Raw genomic sequence first — 25,387 nt, forward strand, 5'->3', positions numbered from 1 at the left:
TAATCGATACTGGCTATATGACTAATTAAAGCTATATGAGTAACTAAAAACACTTACCAAGTTAAAATGCTTAATGCGATAAATGGTGAGAGTAATGAAAAGCGGGATATATTACCATCAACGCTTCATTTAATCTTAATTACAAACGCAATATCAACAGGTCTTTAACAGCACATCAACAGTTAGCGAAACTGGCGTTTTAAAAACTGCACACTATTATCTTTGGCTTTTTTGATTGCTAGCTTGCGGTTCTTACCGCCGCCCATCAATTTTAACTGCCACACTTTTTCGTTATAAAGCGCGCAGCTACTTTGTTTAGTCATATAGTTAATGACACGCTTGCCAGCTAATACTGCATCAGGAGAGCGCTGTGCAATCTCTGTTGCCAATGCTCGTGCACGCTGCTCTGGATCGTCATCTAGGTGACTGACCAAACCATACTCTTTGGCGGTTTTGGCATCAATTAAGCGCGCTGTCATGGTCAGCTCTTTTAACGCATCAGCAGACAATACCTGTAGCGCCGACTGAGTTAAGCCCATATCTGGCACCAGACCCCACTTGGCTTCCATAATGGCAAACTGACAGTCTGGTGAGGTAATACGAAAATCACAAGCCAATGCCAACTGTGTGCCGGCACCGATACAATAACCATGCGTCACTACGATAACCGGCATCGGAACTTCACGCCAAATTAAGCATACGCGTTGGAAAATACTTTGCGTCGGCTTTAACAGTTCATACAGACCCATTAATGCATTTTTTGGATTATTCAAATCACCCAAGTCGATACCGGCACAAAACACATCACCCGCGCCTTTGATAATCACCGCGCGAATGTCTCTGTCTTTTTTCAAACGCTGCGCCACATCAATCAGCTCACGCATCATATTAAAGCTCATTGCGTTCTTTTTATCTGCTCGATTGAGCGTCAGGGTTAGTATTTGTTCTGAGACATCCAGCGAAATCAATTGGTAATTTTTGGTTAGTAACGACATAACGTTGGCCTTAAATTAAAATGGTAATAAAAAAAGCAGTAACAATAATAATAACGCTAATAAGAAAGACAGTAACTGTAAAAATAATAGTTGTGATAATGTTAGATAACCAGATTAAATCATTTTCCAAATCATATCATTTTCACTCAATGACTTATTCTCTGTATCCTCGATTTGCTGGGTAATATACGCCTCTAAATCTAGCGACTGTAATTGCTCTAAGCTATCGACCAGCGCCTCATAGTGCGGCTGTAACATGCTAAATTGTGATGGCGTGGTGTGCTGCACATTGAGCAAACACTTATCTTCTAAGTCCTGACTGGCTTGACGAATTTGTGGCACACCAGAGTAACGACTCGCGCCTAACACTCGGTGCGCAATTTGCCCTAGCTCCTCACGATCTCGCATCTCCCAAGCCGCTTCAAGTGCCTCAAGCTCCTCAGGCACAGATTGCTGCATCATTAATAGCAGCTGCTTAGCGAGCTCCGGTTTATTGGCTGAACGTACCAGCGCATCTCGCCAGTCTACAACCAGCATCTCGTTATCAGAGCTCTCATCTTGCGAGATATCAGTTAACTGATCTGATCCAATCAATGATTGTTGTTGCGCCTCTTTTCTTAACGAGTTGACCGGCGTTTCATTACCGCGTCCTAGCCAGCGCTGTAAGATTTGTAGTAACTGTGGGCGACTAATAGGCTTACCGACATAATCATCAATACCGGCATTGATCAAGCGCTCCTTTCCATCTGCCAAACCGTGTGCAGTTAACGCAATAATAGGCAATTTCTTAATATCAGCGCGATGGTTTTGCTGGGCATCTGCTTCTAGTTGACGTATTTTCTTGGCCGCTTCATCACCAGACATACGTGGCATCTGAACGTCCATAAACACCAAATCAATGTTATGCGCTGAGCCGTCAGTCACTGGCTTGTCTTGAGAATCATCGGATTCATATAAATTATGCCCATCGTATTCTAAATCAGTCAATTGCTTGGTTTCAGACATCAGCTGCTGACTGATAATATCAACCGCATCATAGCCACTGTTGGCGGTAATCACTTTGATACCCAGCTCGCTGAGTAACGCATCTAATACCAGTAAGTTTGGTAGGTGATCATCAACGGCTAATACAGTCACCCCTTTCCAGGTTGGCGGAGCGACCATGGTCGACATATTCACCGTACGCGTGTCTAGCATGCGATACAGTTGACGCTTGTCTAATGGCTGATACAGACCGCCGGCTTTATAGCGCTCTAACAGCGTTGCATCAAGCGCTACCTGATAGCCATAAATGGCCAACTTGCCTTGGTAGTGCAATCGAATTTGTTTTAATAAAGCCGCCCTGTCCTCACTGCCCTCACCTTCACTGCCATCGATGACGACCCAATCCCAACGCTTACCTTCTTCTTTTAAGCGCTCTAACGCACCGGCCAAGGAACGAGCCACTGTGACATTAATATTGAGTGGTCGTAGCGCTGCCATAAACACTTGTATCGTCGGTGCATGGTTGATCCAAACCAACATATCAAACGGCTTATCATCACCGCCTTGCGCCTGCGCAAAAGGACGTAATATCGGCAGTTGAAACTGAGCTTCATTGTCAATGTCTTCAAAGGTACTGCCAAACTCAATATCAGTTGGCGCATCTACCTCGACATGGGCTGGAATACTAAACCAAAACGTCGCGCCGGTTCTAACGATAGGCTTGCTGACCGTCGCCCCCTGCAAGGTTGGATCAGGCAATGCCAATGGCTCATTATTGGCATTATTATCATTATTATAAAAGCCGATTTTACCGCCCATTAGGCGTGTCAACTGCTTGGAGATAACCAGACCCAGACCGGTGCCGCCATATTGACGGGTAATAGAAGGGTCACCTTGGCTAAAGCTTTTGAACAGTTGGGTTTTGGCTTTATCAGACAATCCGTGACCAGTATCCTGAATGGCAATATGAATCATGCCATCATTGGGTTGGCTGGTCGCATTATTAGCGGTATCTGAAGTCTCATTATCTGCTTGGTTATCGGCCTGTTGTACAGCGATTGCTGACTCATCAGCCACTTCATCAACACCGACTCGCACTACTACTTCACCCACGTCTGTGAACTTAATAGCGTTGCCCACTAGATTGGTGAGTACCTGCTTGATGCGTAACGCATCGCCGATAATGGTATTGGGCACATCGTTGTAATACATGACCGCCATACGCAGCCCTTTTTCTGCTGCTAACGGCGACAACATATCCATCACATCATAAATAGCAGAATATAGACTAAACTCATGCTTATCGAGTATCAGCTTGCCCGCTTCAATTTTTGAAAAGTCCAGTACATCATTCACCAATGCCAATAAATGTGCTGAGGACTTGCGAATAGTCTGCACATACAGATCTTGCTCTGCAGTCAATTCACCATGGCGCGCCAGCAAGTTAATAAAACCATCAATACTATTTAAAGGCGTACGCAGCTCATGACTGATATTGGCCAAAAAGGCGGACTTGGCTTGGCTACTTGAGATGGCTTGATCTCGCGCTTCACGGATAAAGATGTTTTGCATCTCCATCTCATCAAATGCGTCACGTAAGTCTTCTTCAGTCTGATCGGAGTGATCTTTTAACTCTTGGAAATCACCATATAGTCGGCGCAAGGTCTTCACCAAGTCTTGTTGCAGCTGATTTAGCTCACCACTTGATTCAGTATTCACCGGCAAATACATATTCTCAGGACTAATCTGCTGCAGATGCAGGCGCAAATCATAGATGGGTACAATCCAGCGCTTGGCATAAATATTTAGACTTAATAGCAGCATTAGTAGTGTAAATAAACCGGTCACCCCGAGCCCAAGCCATACTTTGAGCTGTGCAATGGTTAATGGCTCATTGTCCATATCCACAAACAGCCAGTATTTAAGACCATCATACTCACCCAATAGATGACCATAGGCTGTGCCCGCCGGGGTTGCAATGCCCGAGATAAAGTCCTCTTGCTCTGTCTTTGCCGTTAAATGAATCCAAGGCGCTGCAGTTTGATCCCCTGAGGAGGCCAACTTTTTGCCTTTTTCATCAATAATCGCCACCCGATGGATATGCAGATCATTATTCATCGAGGTTAAAATAGTACTAATACGAGACTGCACATCATCTAACGAAGGCATATCTGGTTGCTCAGCTTGATTTTGAGACTGATTCTGATCTTGCCCTGAGGTGCCAGTTTGATCTTGATTTTGTGATTCGGCCAATGCCTGCTGACTGTCTATCATCGCAGGCAAGATTTGTTTCACCATCGGCTCATAGCGAATCAAAGCAGCTGTTGCTACAGTTCGCTGCTCGGACTTAATAGCCTTACTCGATTCTTTTTCAACCAAATAGGCACCCACTGCCGCCAAGATGACTGTCGGTAAAAAAACCAGCAAAATCAGTTGTGCATAAGCACTGCTAAAATCAATTATCTTTTTTCGCATATCAGTTGTCGCATATCAGTTGTCGCATCTCAGGTTCGGCAAGTTAGGTACTATAGGCCGCCTTATAAACTTATATAAAAAGCATTTCGTTCACCTAAGTTAAGTGTAACAGGTTTTCAACGTATTGCAGATAACCAGTTGCTACTCAAAGTGTTATAATCTTTTACATTTAGTCTGTCGCATTTAAAGTCTGTTTTATTTATTAAACCAAACATACATTGAGAGCTTTTATGTCAAATTCCAACCAAAATCCGGTGAGCTTTATTGAACAAATCAGCACGTTAGCAGACTGTGTTGGCAATACTCCCTTGGTGTCTTTACAGCGCTTACCACAGCTTGAAGGGGTTTCTGACCAGGTTCAACTGCTTGCCAAGCTTGAAGGCAACAATCCAGCCAGCTCAGTAAAAGATCGTCCAGCGTTTAATATGATTTTGCAGGCAGAAAAGCGAGGTGATATTAAGCCAGGTGATACTTTAATTGAAGCCACCAGTGGCAATACCGGCATTGCTTTGGCCATGGTCGCTGCGATGCGTGGCTACGAGATGATCTTACTGATGCCAACCAACTCAACGCAAGAGCGTAAAGATGCAATGGCGGCATACGGCGCTACATTAATTGAGGTCGACGAAGGTATTGAAGCTGCCCGTGACCAAGCGTTACAGATGCAAGCAGATGGCAAAGGTATTGTGCTTAATCAGTTTGCTAACCCAGACAACAGTGCCGCACACTATGCCACGACAGGTCCTGAATTATGGCGTCAAACTAACGGGCGTATTACCCACTTTATTAGCTCTATGGGTACTACCGGCACCATCTCTGGCACAGGTAAATATTTAAAAGAGCAAAACCCAGACATCCAAGTGATTGGTCTGCAGCCAGATGACAGATCTTCGATTGCTGGTATTCGCCGTTGGCCAGAAGCCTATAAGCCTGAAATTTATGATGCCAGTGTTATCGATCGCGTTATCGATATCAACCAGCACACCGCGGAAGACTATATGCGTAAACTAGCACGCACTGAAGGCATTTTGGCCGGTGTTTCCTCTGGTGCAGCAGCGTGGGCGGCGATACAAGTGGCAAAAGAAATTAGTGCCTCTGATGCTGACGCTGTGATTGCCTTTATTGTCTGTGACCGTGGTGACAGATACTTATCTACTGGCTTATTTACCGCTCAATAAGTGGCTGTAAATAATCGACTGACTCATTAGGTTTATTGCTTAGTTTTTGAAGCTGAATATATAAACCATAACGCCTGACAGAGTATGTTATGACTGACTTTGCTAACCGCCCTATTTTGGTATTTGATGTCGAAACCGTCGCTGATATCGACGGGGCGCGTCGCATCTATCCAGAGCTGGCATCGCTTAATGACCAAGATGCACTGACCGCATTGACCAGCCTACGCACTCAAGAAGCAGGCCATGACTTCATGCGCCTGCCCTTACATCGTATTGTCTGCATCTCTGTACTGTATATAAAATCAGGTCAATTTTCTTTATTTTCACTCACTGCTGACGAGCACAGTGAAAAAGAAATCTTAGCTACTTTTTTCCGCGCCTTTAATGACCTACAAAGCTTACCGCAATTAGTCAGCTGGAATGGCTCAGGCTTTGATATTCCTGTGATTATCTACCGCGCCATGCAGTATGATTTAAGCGTGCCTTTGTTGTTTGAAACCGGCGACCGTATTCACAGCATGCGCTTTGACAACTATGTCAGTCGTTATCATGATCGACATCTGGACTTAATGGATCGATTTAGCCAATATGGCAGCAGTCGTCGTGAATCCATGAATTTGGTAGCCAGTCTCTATGGTCTGCCTGGCAAAACCGATATCGATGGCAGCATGGTCGGTGACTTAGTTCAGCGAGAACAGTGGCATGAGCTTGCGCTGTATTGCGAGTCAGACGCATTGAATACGTGGCTAATCTTCTTACGTTGGCTGCGTTTAACTGGCACCTTAAATTCTGCCAACTTTGAGAGCTGGCAGGCACAAACTCGTGACTATCTCAGCACCAAGCGTGAGGCCGATGACAGCATACGTCATCAAGCCTTTTTGGATCATTGGCCTGATGTGTCTAACAGCTAATACCTAATCAGGCTGAAACATTGCTTGATGGCCTCAAAGCCTTGGTTTATGTGTTAAAATCGACTCTGATATCTCCACCCTATTTTTTCAGCACTTTTAATAAACAGGCAGGTCTATGCAGCCCACCGATACCCCAAAAAATCCGTCATCTAACACCAAAACCAAGCGTTCTGTATTGGCTGATGCACCGAGCAAAAAACAGTCCAAACCAAGCTCACGTGTGCGTCGTCGTCTAAAAGATGCCCCGCCGCTTCCTTTTAAAATCGATGGCCTGTCTCATGACGGTCGTGGCGTGGCCATTTATGGCAACCAATTTGGTACAGAAGACGGACACAGTGAAGACAAGCATGGCAAAAAAGTATTTGTCAGCTTTGCACTGCCTGATGAATCTGTTGAAGTACGCCTGACCAACAGTCGTAAAAGCTTTGAAGAGGGTGACGCTGTCAAACTGATTAGCAACCCACATCCAGAGCGTCAGACCCCGCCCTGCCCTCATTTTGGTATATGCGGCGGTTGTAGCTTGCAACATTGGCAGCCTGAAGGCCAAATCGCGTTTAAACAAACCGTATTAGCTGAGCTGTTAGAGCATCAGGCCAATATTCAGCCTGATAATTGGCTTGAGCCCGTCGTGGCAGATCGTTTGGGCTATCGTACTAAGGCACGCATGGGTGTTCGCTATGTGGCCAAAAAAGAAACCGCTTTGGTCGGTTTCCGTGAGCGCAACAGCAACTTCTTAGCTGAGTTAAATGAGTGCCATATTCTTGATGAGCGCATTGGCTTCGAGCTTGAAAACTTAAAAGCACTTATTAGCTCGTTAGAAGCACGTGCACACATTGCTCAAATCGAATTAGCTATGGGTGAAGCGCTACCAGAGCTGCCAGATGGCGATCAACCTGTCGCACTAATTTTACGTCATCTAGAACCCTTATCTAACACTGATATCGAGCGATTAAAGACTTTCTTTAAAGCACGCCAATGGCAGCTTTATCTGCAGTCTAAAGGTCCTGATAGTATCCAACGTGTCGCTTTAAATGATTATGATGATATGAGTCAGCAGTTTGGCCGCTTGTATTATCAGCTTCCTGAGTTTGATTTAACTTACGAATTTATCCCGACTGACTTTACGCAAGTGAACTTATCGGTGAATCGCAAGATGACTAAGCTAGCGTGTGACTTACTCGACTTAAAACCAGGCGAGCGCGTACTGGATTTGTTTAGTGGTTTGGGCAACTTTAGTTTACCTCTAGCACGCTTGGTCGGCGGTGATGATGGTTCGCAAGGTCTTGCCATCGGCGTTGAAGGCTCAGATGCAATGACAGCCCGCGCAGCAGATAATGCCAAGCGCAATGGCATCACCAATACTGAGTTTTATAATCAAGATTTGACTCAAGACTTTAGTGATCAGCCTTGGGCACAGCAAGGTTTTGATGCCATCTTAATTGACCCACCTCGCTCTGGCGCTTGGGAGGTCATGCAGTATTTACCACGCTTTAATGCCCAGCGTATTGTCTATGTGTCTTGTAACCCGGCCACATTAGCACGCGATACTAAAACTTTAATTGAGCAAGGTTACCGCCTAACAGACGCCGGCGTAATGGATATGTTCTGTCATACTGGCCATGTTGAATCTATCGCCCGCTTTGAAAAAGTGACCGATATTTCAGAAGCTGATTAAGCGTTATGTGAACTTTTGATTGACAATTAATTTGAGCTCAATAATTGCAGGTCTAAACTGAGTTTAGGCCTGCTATTTTATATTTATACCTCTTTTTATAGCGACAGTTTTAGCAGCTTTATTTGGGAAAAGTCTTTAAGAAATCAGTCCAAGTCGTCAAACGAGTACATACCAACCTAAACCTGTCAATTGCCATATCAGTCCGATTAAAAATAAATCACATTTAGAGTACAGTTGTACACAATTAGTACCTTGAAATTTAATTTTTAGACAAGATAATAATAGGTAGTCATTATCAGTGCGTAAGGCACCATAAATTATTGAAAACCTTAATGTCTGCTAAACATTAAACGGCAGTATTTAGGTTTAGCCAGATACTTTCAGCAGCTTTATGAAACGTCTAAATTTTTCAGCGACTGACAGCCTAAATCACTAAAAATAATAACTTCACAGATGCTGAATAAGATAACGACTAACAAAACAAATTAGACAGCCTGCTTGATAAATACATACAAAGGGAGGAAGACTTGGTAAAAGTTCGTGAAGGGTTACCCCTGATTGATGGTCAAACGACGGCGGAAGACAGCGCCTCCCTAGCGGCACAAATGATAGCCCAGCAGCAGCATGGCTATTATAACCCTACCCGCGTCTCCTACGATATGCTTAACGAAGATCTGAAAAAGCAGTTGGCAACTTCAAAGTTGACCACAGCCATGGATCGTACCCTACAAGCAGACATATTGCCGCTTAATGATGTCTCCATTCTAAAAAAGATTCAGCTTGATAACCTGACTTACTTTCAAAATACAGCGCACCCTACCACAGGTGATCATGTCCGGTCTAACAGCAACATGGGTAATCAAGGCGATAGTAGTGTATCTACCGCTGAAACAGATGCCAAATTAACCGATGAACCAACCAAGAAACTGGCAGAAAATACTCTCATTGACCTGCCTGCTTGGCTAAAGGCGGTTTCCAACCGAGTCAATATCTCACAGTTGCCAGATTTGGCTAAAGCCTGTGACTTGATTGGCACTAAGTCTAGCTTAGACGAAGAAGGCGGTCGCTCTAGCGCCTTTATGACAGGTATTGGCATGACCGATATCCTAACCTATTTATATCAAGATGAAGATGCGCTGACCGCTGCTATGCTCTATCGTGCTGCACGTACGCAGCTGATTACGCATGCGCGTATCCAAGAGGTGTTTGGCAATGAAGTCGCTACCTTGGTAAAAGATGCGTTGGCCATGGGGCGGTTGTCAGAAATTATTGAAAGTAACAAACACCTAGAAGATCACTTCGTTAATAACCAACGCGAGCAGTTGTCTAATATCTACAGTATGCTAATCTCAATGACCAACGATGTGCGTGTGGTATTGATTAAGCTGGCTGAGCGTACCTTTGCTATGCGCGAGCTATCCTACGCCAGCGAAGAGCGTCGACAGCGCGTATCACGTGAGGTAATGACCATCTATGCGCCACTGGCACACCGCTTAGGTATTGCGCAAATAAAGTGGGAGCTTGAGGATTTAGCATTCCGCTATTTGGCCCCCGAACGCTACAAAGAAACCGCCAAGCTATTGGCAGAAAAGCGCAGTGAGCGTGAAGCCTATATCGAGCGTGTACAAGCAAAACTTGAAAACGCCCTAAAAGAGGCCGGTATCAAAGGCGAGGTCTCTGGACGGGTCAAGCACATCTACTCTATTTATCGCAAAATGAAGCTCAAAGGGCTATCCTTTGATCAACTTTATGATATCCGTGCGCTACGTGTGTTGGTCGATACGCCAGCTGAGTGTTACCACACTTTAGGCTTGGTGCATGGCATGTGGCGCCATATTCCTGAACAGTTTGACGACTATATAACCAATCCTAAAGCCAATGGTTATCGCTCATTACATACCGCTGTTATTGCGGAACACAAGTCATTAGAGATTCAAATTCGTACCCATCAGATGCACTTCGAAGCTGAGCTGGGTATGTGTGCTCACGTTAACTACAAAGAGGGCGGCAAAAATAAACAAGACGCTTATCTGAGTCAAAAGATTAACTCGTTGCGTCAGCTGTTATTGGCCGGAAGCGACAATACCAATAAAAACCTGCTTGACCCTAACTTAACCGAAGAATTTGGGCAAGACGTAGAGTCAGATGACGAGCAGTTGGTCGATTTTGGTGAGCTTGAACACATTTACGTCTTTAGCCGTGACGGTGACATTACTGAATTACCAAAAGGTGCTACGGTGCTCGATTTTGCCTATTATGTGCATACTCAAGTCGGTAACCGTGCCCAAGCAGCGCGTGTTAACCAACGCTTTGTGCCACTCACCTATCAACTTAAGACAGGTGAACAGGTTGAGATTATCACCAAGTCATCGCGCGAGCCCAACCGTGATTGGTTGGTGCCATCTTTAGGCTATATCCAAACCAGTCGCGCCCGCTCTAAGCTACGCCAATGGTTTAATAAGCAAGATAGAGATAAGAACTTAGAAATTGGCAAACAGATGCTTGCCAAGGAGCTTGCTCGCTTGTCGGTTAGCGCCAATAGTGTCCATCTAAAAGATTACGTTAAACACTTTGGCATGAACTCTGCCGATGATATTTTGATTGCGTTGGTCACCGGCGAGATTGGTCTGCATCAACTGACTGGTCATATTTCTCGTGAACTTAATCTAGTCACTGATAAAGATGAGCCAGACTATGTGCCTAATACGCATCACACCCAACATAAGTCCCATGATAAGCAAGATGCCAATCAGGTATACATCGACGGTCTAGATAACATTGAAACCCGTTTTGCCAATTGTTGTCAGCCCATCTATGGTGAGCCTATTGCCGGCTTTATTACCCAAAGCAGTGGCGTGTCCATTCATAACCGCGGCTGTGCAGAATATGCCCGTCTTATTGAACGTGAACCTGAGCGTCAAATCTCAGCGACTTGGACTACCCAACAGACGACCTATCAGCCAGTTGAGATTATCATTGAAGCCTATGACAGACGTGGCTTACTGCGTGACTTAACCCAAGTCATTGATAAAGAAAACATCAATATTCGCGGTGTAGACACCAACAGTGATAATGATAATGTGGCGCACTTGAAGTTTAAATTAGAAGTCACCGGTCTGTCTCAGTTATCAAAACTGTTGGCAAAACTTGAGCAGCAACCAGGTATTTTACATGCCAGACGTGCTGTTTAGGCTATGGTTTGATTTAAACTTGTGATTTGATTTAAGTTAATAATATAAAACAAAATAAGATAAGCAACGATGCCTGAGTTACCTGAAGTCGAAACCACAAAAGTAAGCTTAACGCCCTTGTTAAATCAGCAAGTGGCCAAAGTTGACGTATTCCAGCCTAAGCTGCGCTGGCCGGTACCAAATGACCTAGCACAGCTAGAAGGTTATCAGTTAAAGCAGGTCTCTCGCCGCGCAAAATATCTTATTTTACAGTTTCAGCGTGACTCAGATAATCAAGATAGTTTGGTTTTAGATAAAAATAAGCCGCAATATAAGTCTGTGATTATCCACCTGGGCATGTCAGGCAGTCTTCAGCAGTTTGAAGAAGGCAGTGACAAGCGCAAGCACGATCATTTGATTCTTCATTTTCAAAACCCTCAAAACCCAGGCGCTGATAAACAGCTGCATTATCATGATCCACGCCGCTTTGGGGCTCTACTTTGGTTTGATGATTATGCTGATCGACTGTTCTCACATTTAGGCGCAGAACCGTTAAGTGAAGAGTTTAACGCGTCGTACCTGTATAACCGAATCCATAGAATTGCTGAAAATAAGGAACGCGGTCAGTCAAATAAAAAAGCACTGAAGCCCATATCGCGCCCGATTAAATCGGTTATTATGGATCAGGTTGTGGTGGTTGGTGTGGGTAATATATATGCAACCGAAAGCTTATTCTTGTCTCATATCCATCCTAGCACCCCAGCAGATCAACTGAGTAAAACTCAGCTTGAAACATTAACTAAGCACATTCGCGCCATTTTACAACGCGCTATTGAAAAGGGAGGCTCCAGCTTACGTGACTTCAAAGTAGCCAGTGATGCAACTGGATATTTTCAGCAGACATTACTGGTATATGGCAAGCATAAAGAGCCTTGCCCAACTTGCGGCACTGATATCGATAAAGTAGTGATTAATGGCCGTGCCAGTACGTTTTGTCCAGAGTGCCAGCCACTTTAACTAGCTGGCTTTGATGAAATTAAAGTTTTTTTAGATTGATATGATATTTAGTTAGATTAATATCTAGATAGTTATTTAGATTATATCTTCAGCACAAACTGTTGGTTTGTATATTTTGATAGAGCTAAAAAAAAGAAGCCAAATTGGCTTCTTTTTTTTGCATTGAAAATAGCAGTGTTAATTACTTGCTTAGCTTTTTGCTAATTTCACGTAATAACAATACTTCTTCTGATGGTGTATCTTCAACCACTTCTTCTTCAACCGCATTGTTACGGCGCATTTTGTTCATGCCTTTAACCATCATAAAGATAATGAAGGCTAAAATTAAGAAGTTAATTAATACGGTGATGAAGCTACCGTAAGCTAAGATAGGAATACCCGCTCCTTTTAAGCTGTCGTATGTCATGGCAACGCCTTCTGGCACATCACCTAGTACAATAAACATGTTCTTAAAGTTGATTTCGCCACCGGCAATGAAAGCCACGATAGGCATAATGACATCTTCAACCAATGAGGTGGTAATGGTTGAAAAAGCACCGCCGATAATGACACCGACTGCCAAATCCATAACATTGCCTTTTAGGGCAAACTCTTTAAATTCTGAGATCATGCTCATAAATTGTCTCCAAAACCATCTGTGATACTTAACTAATGCACTAAACTTTGCCTATTATAATCTATAACTAATCACAGTGGTTAACCAGATTAACGAATACAAAGACAAGCAGTAAGTCGCAATAATCTACTAAAAGATCAGTAGCAGTTCTTTGTAAGGTATCTCAGAAGCATTTAATATCAAAAAATATCTTAATAGAATAGGTGTAAAAAAGGGATGACATAATAGCTTATGTTATCCCTTTTGTTTATTAGTTTATTGTTAATAAATAATAAACATTAAGTACTAATAAACGATTTTGGTTAAAACCGTATTAGCTTACTTTTCTTTTTTACGGCCGTGACGCTTACGCTCACTTTCAGTTAAATATTTTTTACGTAAACGAATCGACTTAGGTGTCACTTCAACCAGCTCATCATCTTCGATAAACTCAAGCGCTTGCTCAAGAGTGAACTTGATAGCAGGAACTAAGGTTAACGCTTCATCGGTACCACTGGCACGAACGTTGGTTAACTGCTTAGCAGTCGTTGGGTTAACAACCATATCATCACTACGTGAGTTTAGACCAACAATCATACCCTCATACACTTCTAGTTGAGGTTCGGCAAATAACTTACCGCGTTTTTGTAGGTTAAACAACGCATAGCCCAAGCAAACACCGTTGGCCATAGAAACCAGCACACCATTGGTACGACCACCAACATCACCAATTTTTTGTGGACCATAATGCGAGAAGCTTGAGGTTAAGATACCGGTACCTGATGTCAATGTCATGAACTCAGAACGGAAACCAATCAAGCCACGAGCTGGCATAACGGCTTCAATACGCATACGGCCTTTACCATCAAGTTGCATATCGGTCATTTCGCCTTTGCGCAGACCTACTTGCTCCATGATAGTACCTTGATGCTGCTCTTCCACATCAAAAATCACATTTTCATAAGGCTCTTGTAGCTTACCGTCTACTTCTTTCACGATAACTTCTGGACGTGATACTGCAAGCTCGAAGCCTTCACGACGCATATTTTCGATCAGTACAGATAAGTGAAGCTCACCACGACCAGATACTTTAAATTTCTCTGCTGACTCAGTGTCTTCAACACGTAGTGCCACGTTATGAATCAATTCGCGCTCTAAACGCTCACGAATATTACGTGAGGTTACAAACTTACCTTCGCGACCAGCGAATGGTGAGTTGTTAACCTGGAACGTCATAGAAACAGTCGGCTCATCTACCGTTAATGGCGGTAATGCTTCGACATTATTTGGATCACAAATGGTGTCTGAGATATTCAACGCATCGATACCGGTAATACAAACAATATCACCTGCTTGAGCGTTTTCAACATCAATACGATCTAGGCCATGATAGCCCATGATTTTTAAGATACGACCGTTGCGGGTTTTACCTTCTTTATCAATAACAGTCACTGGTGTGTTAGTCGAAATGCGACCACGCTCGATACGACCAATACCAATAACACCAACAAAGCTGTTGTAATCTAAGCTTGAGATTTGCATACGGAAAGGTGCATCCGCATCAACTTGAGGTGGCTCTACCACATCAACAATAGTCTCAAATAATGGCGTCATATCTTCAGCCAGCTCATCTGCCTGAAGACCGGCAATACCATTTAAAGCTGATGCATAAACGATTGGGAAATCAAGCTGCTCATCAGTAGCGCCTAGGTTATCAAATAGATCAAAAATTTGATCCATTACCCAATCAGGACGTGCACCAGGACGGTCAATCTTGTTAATAACGACAATAGGTTTCAAGCCTTGCTCGAAAGCTTTTTGAGTTACAAATCGGGTTTGCGGCATTGGACCATCAACAGCATCTACGACTAATAATACGCAGTCTACCATTGACATAACGCGCTCTACTTCGCCACCGAAGTCGGCGTGGCCAGGGGTATCCACAATATTAATGCGATACTCAATATCTCTGGTCGGATGTTGCCATTTAATGGCTGTGTTCTTAGCAAGAATCGTAATACCACGTTCCTGCTCAATCGCGCCTGAATCCATTGCGCGTTCCGCAATATTAGCTCGGTCGTCGAAGGTACCTGATTGATGTAATAATTTATCAACTAAGGTAGTTTTACCGTGATCGACGTGGGCAATGATAGCGATATTGCGTAAATTTTGTATTTCATTAGACATATATTAAAGACTCAATATTTTTCGGGTAATAATTAGTAACTGTATTTCTTGGCAGCAGTATAACACTATTATGTGACAGCTTTTTAACTGATTTTATAATTGCTTGAAGAAAATAATAAAAGTTACTTTTTGGTTTGATATCAACAGGGTTGATATAAATAAGAATAAAACAAAAAAAAGCTACCAATTGGCAGCTTTTTTTTAAATAACTACTAAAACATACTCAAGATATTACTGAACGTTCATATCTTTAGTTTGATCAACAGTCATGGTTTTGTTACCAGTGATAACAGCATATACACGACGGTTCATCGCACGACCTTCTTCAGTATCGTTAGGAGCGATTGGACGATCGAAACCATAACCAACAGTGCTTAGACGGTTTGGAGCAACGCCAAATTCGTTAGTAAGCATAGTTTTCACAGCGATAGCACGTGCTTCAGATAGACGCTGGTTGTAGGTAGCAGAACTGCGGCTAGTTTTAGAAGCGTGACCTTCGATGCTAGCAGATGAGTTTGGATACTCACGCATTTTTTCAGCTACTTTAGCAATTTCTGGCTTGTACTGTTCTTTGATTACTGATTTGTCGTTGTCAAAGAATACACGTAATTCCATTTTCAGTTCGTCATCGATCTGAACTTGAACTGGACAGCCGCGCTCGTCAACTACAACGTTAGGTGCAGTGTTTGGACACTGGTCTAATCTGTCAACAACGCCGTCGCCGTCTGAATCTTGGTCAGCTTCAACAACAACAACTGGAGTAGGTTCAACTGTTGCTACAGGTGGCGCAGCAACTGCTGGAGCTAAGTGACCGCCTAGAACTACTTCTAGACCAGCAAGAGCCATACCTTCCCACCAGTTTTGGTCGAAGTTATGAATCGCACGCGCTTCACCACGTAGGCTTAGTGCGTCGTTGATGCGATACATAGCACCTAGACCTAGGTTACCGATAGTGTCTTTTGAATCAGCAGTTCTAGTACCATCTCTGCTTTCATACTTAAGCTTAGACTGACCAGCACCAACTAAAGCGTATGGACGGAATGCGCTGTCACGGTAACCAGTGAACTCGTCAAAGCCTACTAGGAAGTTACCAGAGATCATTCTTTGTTCCATATCGCCAACTTCTTGGCCATTGCTTTGAGCATCAGTATCAGAGATGCCGTATTCAATTTGGAACTGAGTAGATGGGGTTAGTTCGATACCAAGAGCGGCACCAGTATATAGGCCATCTTCTTTCGAGATGTCGCTACCAAATAACTCTGCAGTTCTTTCTTCAGTTTTACTACCTTCAGTGTAGTGGTAACCTAATAGTAGTGGACTAACTGTTACGCCTGCAGTTGCTAGCATTGGTGCAGAAGCTGCAAGTATAGCCAAAGTCATCTTATTGAATTTCATAAACTTCCTCCAAGGGGGTGGTTTTGTGTGCAAGAAACACTTAATACCTTAAATTAATTATAACACTTAGCCCATCTATTACACAAACTAAGCACTAATTTATACTTTCGCATAATAGCTTATATATAAATTAAATAATTTACAACATATTTTTGTGACTCAGTCATCTAATACACACAGCAACCACATGAGTTCCCTCAGTGATTTTATTGAAGTTTCTTTAATATATTAAAAAAGAAACAACAACCGCTTTAATTTATGTGATTAAATGATATCAATCAATAAAGCTAAATGTGATGCACAAATTACTAAAATCAATTCTAATACATAGAACCAAATAGTTCTATCCCTAACGCTACTTTTTTCACCAAATGTAACAAAATTTGACAATAGTGCCTATTATTCCCATATTAACGGCAAGGTTATATGTTAATTATTCCCAATAATCTTACCTACTGGGTACAAATGAATAGAAACCTTTGATTAATGACTGGTTATTAGGATTTATTACATATTGTCGATTATAGACTATTTTTGTGGCTGTTTAATGGCTCCGCTTCTAACGGTTTTCATCATCAACTTTAACGCTTTCTAACTCAATGAGATGATATGCCGCCTACTTGCGATAATCACAATATACGATATAGCGCTTATCAATCTGGCTTTAGCTTGTTGGAAACACTCATCACAGTGGCAATCATTGCATTAATGGGTTCTATTGCTATCCCCTCTTTTATAAACAGTCTAAAAGGATGGGAAGCCAATCAAATCCGCAGTCATATCACCAATGCCATACGCACTGCTAAGATACAAAGTCGTATTCAAAGACAAAACACCATTATGTGCTTTGCCAACGAGCAGCTCGCCTGCCACAAACAAGCCAACGCTTATTTGCTGGTATTTGTAGATACTGATAATAGCAATACCTTTACACCTAATAGCGACCGCTTGGTGTTAAAACAAGCGATGGGACTAGATTATGGCCAAATTTATCTGCGCGCAGCCAACCGTCACTACATAAAGTTTTATGGAGACAGCGGCCTACCTCGAGGTCACTTTGGTCATATAAAGTATTGCCCGAACAATGCAGACACCCAAAATATGTACCAAGTATCGATAAATCAGCAGGGCAACCATCGCTTTAAACCTTACGATTTTAAAAAGACGGGCTGCCCTAATTAGTTAGATATATAACTAGCGTATTGGCAGCTGAATTATATCTTTTTACCTTGCATGGCCGCTTGCATGGCCTGAACTGCTTTCTCTAGGCCCATAAACACGCTGTCTGCGATCAATGCATGACCGATATTCAGCTCATAAATGCCATGTATGCTAGCAATGGCATGCACGTTATCCCGAGTCAAACCATGACCCGCATTGATGATTAACTGTTCACTCTTTGACAAGGCATACTCTGCCGCTTGCTGAACACGTGCTAATTCTTTGGCAATCTCTGCCTTATCTTCGGTCAATGTAGCCTCAGAGTATTTACCTGTATGTAACTCCACAGCATCGGTACCACAGTGTAAAGCCGCTTCAATTTGAGCAGGCTCAGGGTCTATAAATAGTGACACCTTAATATCAGCTTGCTGTAGCGATTTAATATAAGGTGCTAACGTCTCTACTTGCGCAGCCACATCTAAACCGCCTTCGGTGGTCAGCTCTTCACGCTTTTCTGGTACCAAGCATACCCATTCAGGCTTAACATCTAATGCAATGGCTAACATCTCGCTAGTAGTCGCCATTTCCAGATTCATACGTGTTTTTAACAATGGCTTCATGCGATACACATCGTCATCTTGAATGTGACGTCTGTCTTCACGCAAATGTAGCGTAATGCCATCAGCACCCGCTTGCTCACATAATAAGGCAGCAGCGATAGGATCTGGATAAGCAACCCCACGCGCTTGACGCAACGTAGCAACGTGATCAATATTGACACCCAATAACGGTGTTGCAGTAGATACATTTTTAGTCATAACAGCTTACCCCAAAATAAATAAATGCTCACTCGGCCGTCTTAATGACGCCTATCCAGAGCATATGTTGGTTGATATCAACCTAAATTCATTATTGATAACGATGAAATTGCTGCCAAAGTATACGGCTTTGTAGCGGTTGATAATCAAATAAGTGATCAACCAGCTGTCGATGTACCAGTGACCAGCTGTCTAAACTTTGCTCATCAATACCTGAGCGCATAACAATTATCTGATCACCAGTTAACGTTTCGACATGCTGACTTAAGTGGTCATTACTATCACCACTCTCCTCATCTATTCTTACCCAGCCTCTATCTGCAGCAAACCTATAATTAGCCTTTGCATCAATAGCCAGTTGCTCACTATCAAACTCTAAATCGATTGCAAAACCAAGCTCGTTAAACAACACATATTCATAGCGTCTAAGCACCAGCTTGAGCTGTTGTAAGTCAAGCGGTTGCTGCAAGTGACACATGGTTTGATTGTATTGCTCATAGATGATAGGCACGCTGTCTTCGACCGGTAATAGCTTCAGCGTAATCTCATTCACATAAAGCGCCGCATATTGCTGTTGCCCGACCAAACTCGGTACTGTGGTTGCAATATTAACTTGTTGTAGGGTTTTAAGAGATTTTTTACCGGTTGCAAAAAGCGTTAACGGCGCAAACTGGGGAATGCCTTTTTTGGCAATACCATGTAATACGCCGTGCTCTTTGGTCAGCAAATAGTAAATACTACGTTTGTCTTGAAAGGCTCTTTGATGCAAGCTATAAGCGTGCAAAGGTTCATTACGCAATGTAATCGCTCTCCTTGCAATCTAAGCGGCTTATCGCACAATAAAAATGAGTAGACTTTCTAATACCCTAAGCTGCTTAACGCTCGAGCATCATCTGACCAGCCCTGCTTCACTTTAACCCATAAGTTAAGCATAATTTTGCGCTCAAACAAGGCTTCCATATCTTCACGAGCAGCAATGCCCACTTGTTTAATACGGCTGCCTTTATCACCAATAACAATCGCTTTTTGACCATTACGCTCAACAAAAATAGTGGCGTCAATAAAGGTGACCGCTTTGCGCTTACGTCCTGTTTTAGGATCAATATGCGCCGCTTCATCTTTAAATTCATCAATTTGAACCGTCAAATCATAAGGTACTTCATCGCCAGCTAGACGCATAATCTTTTCACGAATAATTTCACTGGCCAAGAAACGCTCGCTGCGATCGGTAATTTGCTCAGTATCGTAAATCGGTGCACCTTGAGGCAGATGTGAACGAATTACTTCCTGCAGACGATCTAGATTCTTACTCTTTAATGCTGAAACCGGTACGATATCAGAGAAGTCAAAGTTTTCATGATAGGTTTCAATCAATGGTAAAATGGAGCCTTTGTCCTTGATGGTATCGGCTTTATTAATAACCAATACCACAGGGGTCTCAGTCTCACCTATTTTCTCTAAGGTTAATAAGTCATCTTCACGCCATTGCTCACCATCAACCACAAAAAGCACTAAGTCCACATCAACCAAAGCAGACAGTGCTGCTTTGTTCATACGCTCATTAATCAGGCGTACTTCATTACTGTGAATACCAGGGGTATCAACAAATACCGCCTGCATATCTTCACTCGATAAAATGCCGTGAATACGGTGACGCGTGGTTTGTGGCTTACGTGAAGTAATCGATAACTTTTGACCCAACATGTGGTTCATCAAGGTAGATTTACCAACATTCGGTCTACCAACAATGGCAACATAACCGGCTCGATAGTCTTCAGGCAAACGCTGTGCGTCACCGCTAAAGAAGTCATCTAACATGTCATTGGTTTCAGGGGTGTTCTCTTGTTGCGCAGTATTTGCTTGCGCAAGTGTTTGTTCATCTTGTGGTGCATTTGCCATATATCTTGTTATCCGATTATCTATGTATGTAGTTCTTTCTATGAATTTGTTTGATGCGCTAACTAATTAGCTTTCTAGCTTTTTAACTTAATGACGCGATCATTGACCAGTTTATTTAACTGATTGATCATTTTTTCTGCTGTCTTTTGTTCAGCGATACGTCGACTCTCTCCTGACTCGACAATAGCTGTGGTATGAGGGACATCGACCTCGCAGCGCACAATAAATATCTGATTGGGCGCATTACCCTGTGTTTCTAATAAATCATAATTGGGCAGCTCAAACTTATAGCCTTGCAACCATTCTTGTAGTCGACTCTTGGCATCTTTTAAGACCCGCTGATCGTTAACATTGGCAATCAGCTCTGAGAACCAATCTAACACGCAGGCTTTGACCACATCTATACTTTGAGAGTCTAGGTATATAGCACCAATTAATGACTCTACGGTGTCTGCAAGGATAGAGGCTCGCTCTCGACCGCCGCCTTTGCGCTCGCCAATGCCTAATATGAGATGTGAAGACAAGCCCAGCTTTTGCGCCACTTCAACCAACGATTCCTGACGCACTAAGGTAGCACGCATTCGCGTTAAACGACCCTCGTTTTGCTTGGGATATTGATAATATAACGCTTCACCAATAATCATCCCTAACAGCGCATCACCTAAGAACTCTAGGCGCTCATAGTTTATCTTGCCATCAAAAGAACGATGGGTCAGCGCAAGCTTTGCCAAACTGGTATCTTGAAAGCGATAGCCTAGTTGTGTTTGTAAACTTTGGAGACCTTGCTCAAAGTTAGTATATCGTTGTCTGGGCACCTGCTTTGACATGGACATCAGTTGCACTACCTTGTATATCTTATCAATAATAGCGTATCGATATTATTGCATTTGTTATTAATCAATAGAACGGTTATAGCTAAAGGTTGGCAGATTGGTCAATCCTGGTTTTTTGTGCATCCAGACATAAACCGCTTTACCCGCTAAATTCTCATCCGGTACAAAGCCCCAATAGCGGCCATCTTCACTGCGATCAGAGTTATCACCCATCACAAAATAATTGTCTTCCGGTACCGTCACTTCCCAACTACCTTCATAGTCTAATGACTGCTGTAGGAAATTTGAGTAGTTTGAGCCTTGCAGACTAGGCGCTAAGTAACGACGTAAATAACTGTGTGTGCCTAACTGCTCTTGGAAATATCTGGCACCAGACTCCTCAGTACGTGCCGCACTGATCGCTTCTTGTTCAGACACCTCACGCTGCATGCCATTACCTTTAACTGGGGTATATAAGCGATCGGTCAACACTTCATCAGCGGTAAAGTCAACTGGCTTAGTCGGTACAGGCTCACCATTGACCGAGAGTTGGCCTTGATTAAAGCTAACCGTATCACCGGGCAAACCAATTACCCGCTTAATATAATAAATCTTAGGATTTTCAGGGAAACGGAATACGACCACATCACCATGCTCAGGATTTCCGGTATCTATCACTTTGTTATACGACAGTGGCAGACGAATACCGTAAGCATATTTATTGACCGCAACATAGTCGCCGGTATACAAGGTAGGCACCATTGATGATGAAGGGATGTTAAACGGCTCAATAATAAATGAGCGAACCACTAAAACCACAGCAAGCACGATAAAGTAATCATGTGCCCAGCGAATTAGGAAGTGCTCTTTTGATGCTTTAGGATCACTTAAATTTTGCGTGATGCTAACGTTACGCTTGGCTTGACGATACTCACGCTCTGCCTGCTTAACAGGCATCGGCGCATCTTCGGTACTGACAGCATCTAAATTGCCATCAGTTGGTGCTAGACCATGCTCAGTTAACGCATTGCGATAAGCTTGCTCTTTACTGGCTAAGTTAGCCTCAGCAGCTTGTTGCTCTTTACCCTGACCTAGACCAGCACGCTTGTGCTGCTTTAACCAGAGCTTATCAAGCAGCCATATCACCCCTAAAATTAAGGTTACTGGCACTAAAATCACATTAAAATCAAAGTCCATACTGCTGCCTTAACCACACTATTATTTATCGATTGCCAAAGCTGACCCAATGGGTTTATTGACTGTTTACTGATTCGCTGTTCAATGATTTATTTTCAACGACTCTCTTTCCAACAATTGGCTATTTACTGGTTATCTACCTGTAATACCGCCAAGAAGGCTTCTTGTGGAATTTCCACACTACCAACCTGCTTCATGCGCTTCTTACCTTCTTTTTGCTTAGAAAGTAGCTTTTTCTTACGCGATACGTCACCGCCATAACACTTGGCTAATACGTCTTTACGCATTGCTTTCACAGTACTACGAGCGATAATCTGACTGCCAATAGCCGCTTGAATCGCCACGTCGAACATTTGTCTTGGAATCAACTCTTTCATCTTCTCAACCAGCTGATTACCACGATAGCGGGCCTGTTCTTGGTGACAAATCATTGCCAACGCATCAACTTTATCGCCATTGATTAACACATCCACTTTAACTAACTTGTCCACTTCATAGCGGTCAAATTCATAGTCAAGTGACGCAAAACCACGTGATACTGATTTGAGGCGATCAAAGAAGTCCATCACCACTTCACCCAGTGGAATATCAAAAATAAGCTGGACTTGCTTACCCATAAAGCGCATATCGACTTGCGTACCACGGCGCTCCATACATAGGGTCATCACGTTGCCCAGATAGTCTTGTGGCACCAATATATTACAGCGTGCGATTGGCTCACGGAACTCTTCGACAAAACCTGGATCTGGTAGTTTAGATGGGTTATCTACCAGCATTATTTCGCCATTTTTCTTTTTGATTTCATAAATTACAGAGGGCGCAGTGGTGATTAGGTCTAGATCATATTCACGCTCAAGACGCTCTTGGATAATCTCCATATGCAGCATACCTAAGAAGCCACAGCGGAAACCAAAACCTAATGCATCAGAAGTGTCTGGCTCAAAGAATAAGGCTGAATCGTTAATTTGCAGCTTTTGTAGCGCTTCACGGAACTTCTCAAAGTCACCCGAGTCTACTGGGAATAAACCAGCATAGACCTGAGGTGTGATTTGCTTAAACCCTGGAATCAGGTCCACATCTGGAGTGCTAGCATGGGTCATGGTGTCACCAACAGGTGCGCCATGAATGTCTTTGATACCCGCAATCACAAAGCCCACTTCACCAGCTTCAAGTTTGCCCGTCTCTAATGGCTTCGGTGTAAATACACCGGTCGATGAAACCAGATGTGAATCCATGGTCGATTTAATTAAAATCTTATCGCCTTTTTTCAAGCTACCTTGACGCACTCTCACTAAAGAGACAACGCCCAGATAGTTATCAAACCACGAGTCAATAATCAGCGCTTGTAATGGTGCATCACGGTCGCCAGTAGGTGCCGGGATATGTTCAACCAAGGCTTCTAATAGCTCATCAACACCCAAGCCTGACTTAGCAGAAACACGCGGTGCATCAATGGCTTCGATACCAATAATATCTTCAATCTCTTGAATAACACGCTCTGGCTCAACTTGCGGTAAGTCAATCTTGTTTAATACCGGCAATACTTCCAGACCTAAGTCTACCGCAGTGTAGCAGTTCGCCACAGACTGAGCTTCAACACCCTGAGCGGCATCAACGACCAATAACGCGCCTTCACAGGCTGCCAAAGAACGTGAAACTTCGTATGAGAAGTCAACGTGTCCAGGCGTATCAATGAAGTTTAGCTGATATCGCTCGCCATTAGGATGGTCATAATACAAGGTTACCGACTGGGCTTTAATCGTAATGCCTCGTTCTCGCTCAATATCCATTGAGTCCAAAACCTGTGCCTGCATTTCACGATCTTGCAGGGCGCCACATGTTTGGATAAAGCGATCAGCCAAGGTCGACTTACCATGGTCAATATGGGCGATGATTGAAAAATTTCGAATGTTTGATAATGCGGTCACGTCTTGCGGCTACCTAGTTGTTGAGTTCATTAAAAGTTGAAAGAAATGAAGTGAATAATGTTTTAAGGTCAACTATTCTATCAGCTTTACGTCGGCTTGTAAGTGGTAGAAATGAAACACTGACAGTTAAAGGTAAAGATAGTCACCCAAAGTGACTGAAAGTGTTGTAGAAGAGGCGACGAAGATACTAAGCCTGATTGCAATAGCATTTTGTGCAGACATAAAAAAAGCCAACTACTTAGCTTCACATGGCAAAGTAATCGGCTATTTTAAGGCGCTATGGCCAGATATATGGTGGCGATGAAGAGACTTGAACTCTTGACCTCACGATTATGAGTCGTGCGCTCTAACCAGCTGAGCTACATCGCCATTTGAGGGCGGTATTATCCCTGAAACATTTTAAGCCGTCAACCCCTAAATCAAAAATAATTGAAATTATTTTAAAATAAGAGGTTATTCTCTGCTATTTTGCGGTTATTTTCGTCTATTTAAGCTTTTTTTGATTAATTAGCACCTTGAATCACTGCTAGTAAAAAATCACTGCTAATAAAAAATATAGACCGAAAAAAATCAATCCCTAATATATTTTTGGTAAACCGATAAGCCGGGTTCTGTCGAGAACGATCATTCATCTAGGCGTATCGTTGCCAATACGCTCGAGCAACCTACCCGTGTCCCCTGCAGGCGACAAGTAATGGACACCTATTTGGTCTTGCTACGCGTGGAGTTTACCTTGCCATGAACTGTTGCCAGCCATGCGGTGTGCTCTTACCACACCCTTTCACCCTTACCTCCTACTTTAAAGCAAGCTCTAAAGCAATATTGAAGGCGGTCTCCTCTCTGCTGCACTGGTCGTCGGGTTACCCCGCCCAGCCGTTAGCTGGCACGCTGCCTTATGTAGCCCGGACTTTCCTCCCTTCTGCAATAGCAAAACGGCGATCGTCTAGTTTACCAAGTTGCACATTATAGCAGACCCAAAAAAATATGATA

The 25,387-nt window shown here is 43.1% G+C and carries 17 protein-coding genes, 1 tRNA gene, 1 other RNA gene and 1 pseudogene; 6 read left to right on the top strand and 14 right to left on the bottom strand.

Features of this window, described 5'->3' with window-relative positions; genetic code table 11:
- Window positions 1–182: 182 nt before the first annotated feature.
- Window positions 183–995 (bottom strand): crotonase/enoyl-CoA hydratase family protein, encoded by an 813-nt coding sequence (locus tag A6J60_RS05430; RefSeq protein ID WP_096065069.1) that lies wholly within the window; start codon window positions 993–995, stop codon window positions 183–185.
- A 114-nt stretch (window positions 996–1,109) separates the two neighbouring features.
- Window positions 1,110–4,454: a histidine kinase dimerization/phospho-acceptor domain-containing protein gene (locus A6J60_RS05435; protein WP_096065070.1), complete on the bottom strand. Its 3,345-nt coding sequence runs from the start codon at window positions 4,452–4,454 to the stop codon at window positions 1,110–1,112.
- 230 nt (window positions 4,455–4,684) lie between these two features.
- On the opposite strand from A6J60_RS05435, the gene cysM reads away from it, so the two are divergent.
- The 5 genes from cysM to mutM all read left to right on the top strand — a co-directional run bounded on the left by cysM (window position 4,685) and on the right by mutM (window position 12,405).
- On the top strand, window positions 4,685–5,632 hold the full coding sequence (cysM, locus tag A6J60_RS05440; RefSeq protein ID WP_096065071.1) for a cysteine synthase CysM: 948 nt from the start codon (window positions 4,685–4,687) through the stop codon (window positions 5,630–5,632).
- Window positions 5,633–5,721: 89 nt separating this feature from the next.
- Window positions 5,722–6,543, top strand: a complete 822-nt coding sequence (locus tag A6J60_RS05445; RefSeq protein WP_096065072.1) for a 3'-5' exonuclease — start codon at window positions 5,722–5,724, stop codon at window positions 6,541–6,543.
- 115 nt (window positions 6,544–6,658) lie between these two features.
- Entirely contained in the window at window positions 6,659–8,218 is a 1,560-nt protein-coding gene (gene rlmD / locus A6J60_RS05450; protein ID WP_193778027.1) for a 23S rRNA (uracil(1939)-C(5))-methyltransferase RlmD, read from the top strand.
- A 527-nt stretch (window positions 8,219–8,745) separates the two neighbouring features.
- Window positions 8,746–11,409 (top strand): RelA/SpoT family protein, encoded by a 2,664-nt coding sequence (locus A6J60_RS05455; RefSeq protein WP_096065073.1) that lies wholly within the window; start codon window positions 8,746–8,748, stop codon window positions 11,407–11,409.
- A 69-nt stretch (window positions 11,410–11,478) separates the two neighbouring features.
- Complete coding sequence (gene mutM / locus A6J60_RS05460) at window positions 11,479–12,405, top strand: bifunctional DNA-formamidopyrimidine glycosylase/DNA-(apurinic or apyrimidinic site) lyase (protein ID WP_096065074.1); 927 nt, start codon at window positions 11,479–11,481, stop codon at window positions 12,403–12,405.
- 181 nt (window positions 12,406–12,586) lie between these two features.
- On the opposite strand, the gene mscL is transcribed toward mutM, so the two are convergent.
- The 3 genes from mscL to A6J60_RS05475 all read right to left on the bottom strand — a co-directional run bounded on the left by mscL (window position 12,587) and on the right by A6J60_RS05475 (window position 16,582).
- Window positions 12,587–13,021: a large conductance mechanosensitive channel protein MscL gene (mscL, locus tag A6J60_RS05465; RefSeq protein WP_096065075.1), complete on the bottom strand. Its 435-nt coding sequence runs from the start codon at window positions 13,019–13,021 to the stop codon at window positions 12,587–12,589.
- Window positions 13,022–13,339: 318 nt separating this feature from the next.
- The gene (gene typA / locus A6J60_RS05470) at window positions 13,340–15,187 is read right to left on the bottom strand and encodes a translational GTPase TypA (RefSeq protein WP_096065076.1); all 1,848 of its coding nucleotides are present in this window, start codon (window positions 15,185–15,187) and stop codon (window positions 13,340–13,342) included.
- A 231-nt stretch (window positions 15,188–15,418) separates the two neighbouring features.
- Window positions 15,419–16,582 (bottom strand): OmpA family protein, encoded by a 1,164-nt coding sequence (locus A6J60_RS05475; RefSeq protein WP_096065077.1) that lies wholly within the window; start codon window positions 16,580–16,582, stop codon window positions 15,419–15,421.
- A gap of 609 nt (window positions 16,583–17,191) precedes the next feature.
- Here A6J60_RS05475 and A6J60_RS05480 point away from each other — a divergent pair.
- Window positions 17,192–17,764: a Tfp pilus assembly protein FimT/FimU gene (locus A6J60_RS05480; RefSeq protein ID WP_096065078.1), complete on the top strand. Its 573-nt coding sequence runs from the start codon at window positions 17,192–17,194 to the stop codon at window positions 17,762–17,764.
- Between the two features lie 32 nt (window positions 17,765–17,796).
- Here A6J60_RS05480 and A6J60_RS05485 read toward each other — a convergent pair whose 3' ends face one another.
- From A6J60_RS05485 to rnpB, 9 genes and pseudogenes are all read right to left on the bottom strand, one after another.
- Window positions 17,797–18,561 (bottom strand): pyridoxine 5'-phosphate synthase, encoded by a 765-nt coding sequence (locus A6J60_RS05485; protein ID WP_096065079.1) that lies wholly within the window; start codon window positions 18,559–18,561, stop codon window positions 17,797–17,799.
- A gap of 91 nt (window positions 18,562–18,652) precedes the next feature.
- Complete coding sequence (gene recO, locus A6J60_RS05490) at window positions 18,653–19,360, bottom strand: DNA repair protein RecO (protein ID WP_096065080.1); 708 nt, start codon at window positions 19,358–19,360, stop codon at window positions 18,653–18,655.
- Window positions 19,361–19,419: 59 nt separating this feature from the next.
- A complete protein-coding gene (era, locus tag A6J60_RS05495; protein WP_227526179.1) occupies window positions 19,420–20,379 on the bottom strand; it encodes a GTPase Era in 960 nt (319 codons plus the stop codon).
- Window positions 20,380–20,534: 155 nt separating this feature from the next.
- Window positions 20,535–21,293, bottom strand: a complete 759-nt coding sequence (gene rnc / locus A6J60_RS05500) for a ribonuclease III (protein WP_096065082.1) — start codon at window positions 21,291–21,293, stop codon at window positions 20,535–20,537.
- Window positions 21,294–21,353: 60 nt separating this feature from the next.
- Complete coding sequence (gene lepB, locus A6J60_RS05505; RefSeq protein ID WP_096066490.1) at window positions 21,354–22,229, bottom strand: signal peptidase I; 876 nt, start codon at window positions 22,227–22,229, stop codon at window positions 21,354–21,356.
- Between the two features lie 126 nt (window positions 22,230–22,355).
- Window positions 22,356–22,469, bottom strand: a pseudogene (locus A6J60_RS13720) (signal peptidase I); the annotation flags it as partial.
- Between the two features lie 125 nt (window positions 22,470–22,594).
- Window positions 22,595–24,397, bottom strand: coding sequence for a translation elongation factor 4 (gene lepA, locus A6J60_RS05515; protein WP_096065083.1), 1,803 nt, complete (start codon window positions 24,395–24,397; stop codon window positions 22,595–22,597).
- Between the two features lie 292 nt (window positions 24,398–24,689).
- Window positions 24,690–24,766, bottom strand: a tRNA-Met gene (locus A6J60_RS05520).
- Between the two features lie 215 nt (window positions 24,767–24,981).
- An RNA gene (gene rnpB, locus A6J60_RS05525) (RNase P RNA component class A) lies at window positions 24,982–25,352 on the bottom strand.
- Between the last annotated feature and the right edge of the window lie 35 nt (window positions 25,353–25,387).

Source organism: Psychrobacter sp. FDAARGOS_221 (assembly GCF_002313155.2).
Taxonomy (GTDB): Bacteria; Pseudomonadota; Gammaproteobacteria; order Pseudomonadales; family Moraxellaceae; genus Psychrobacter.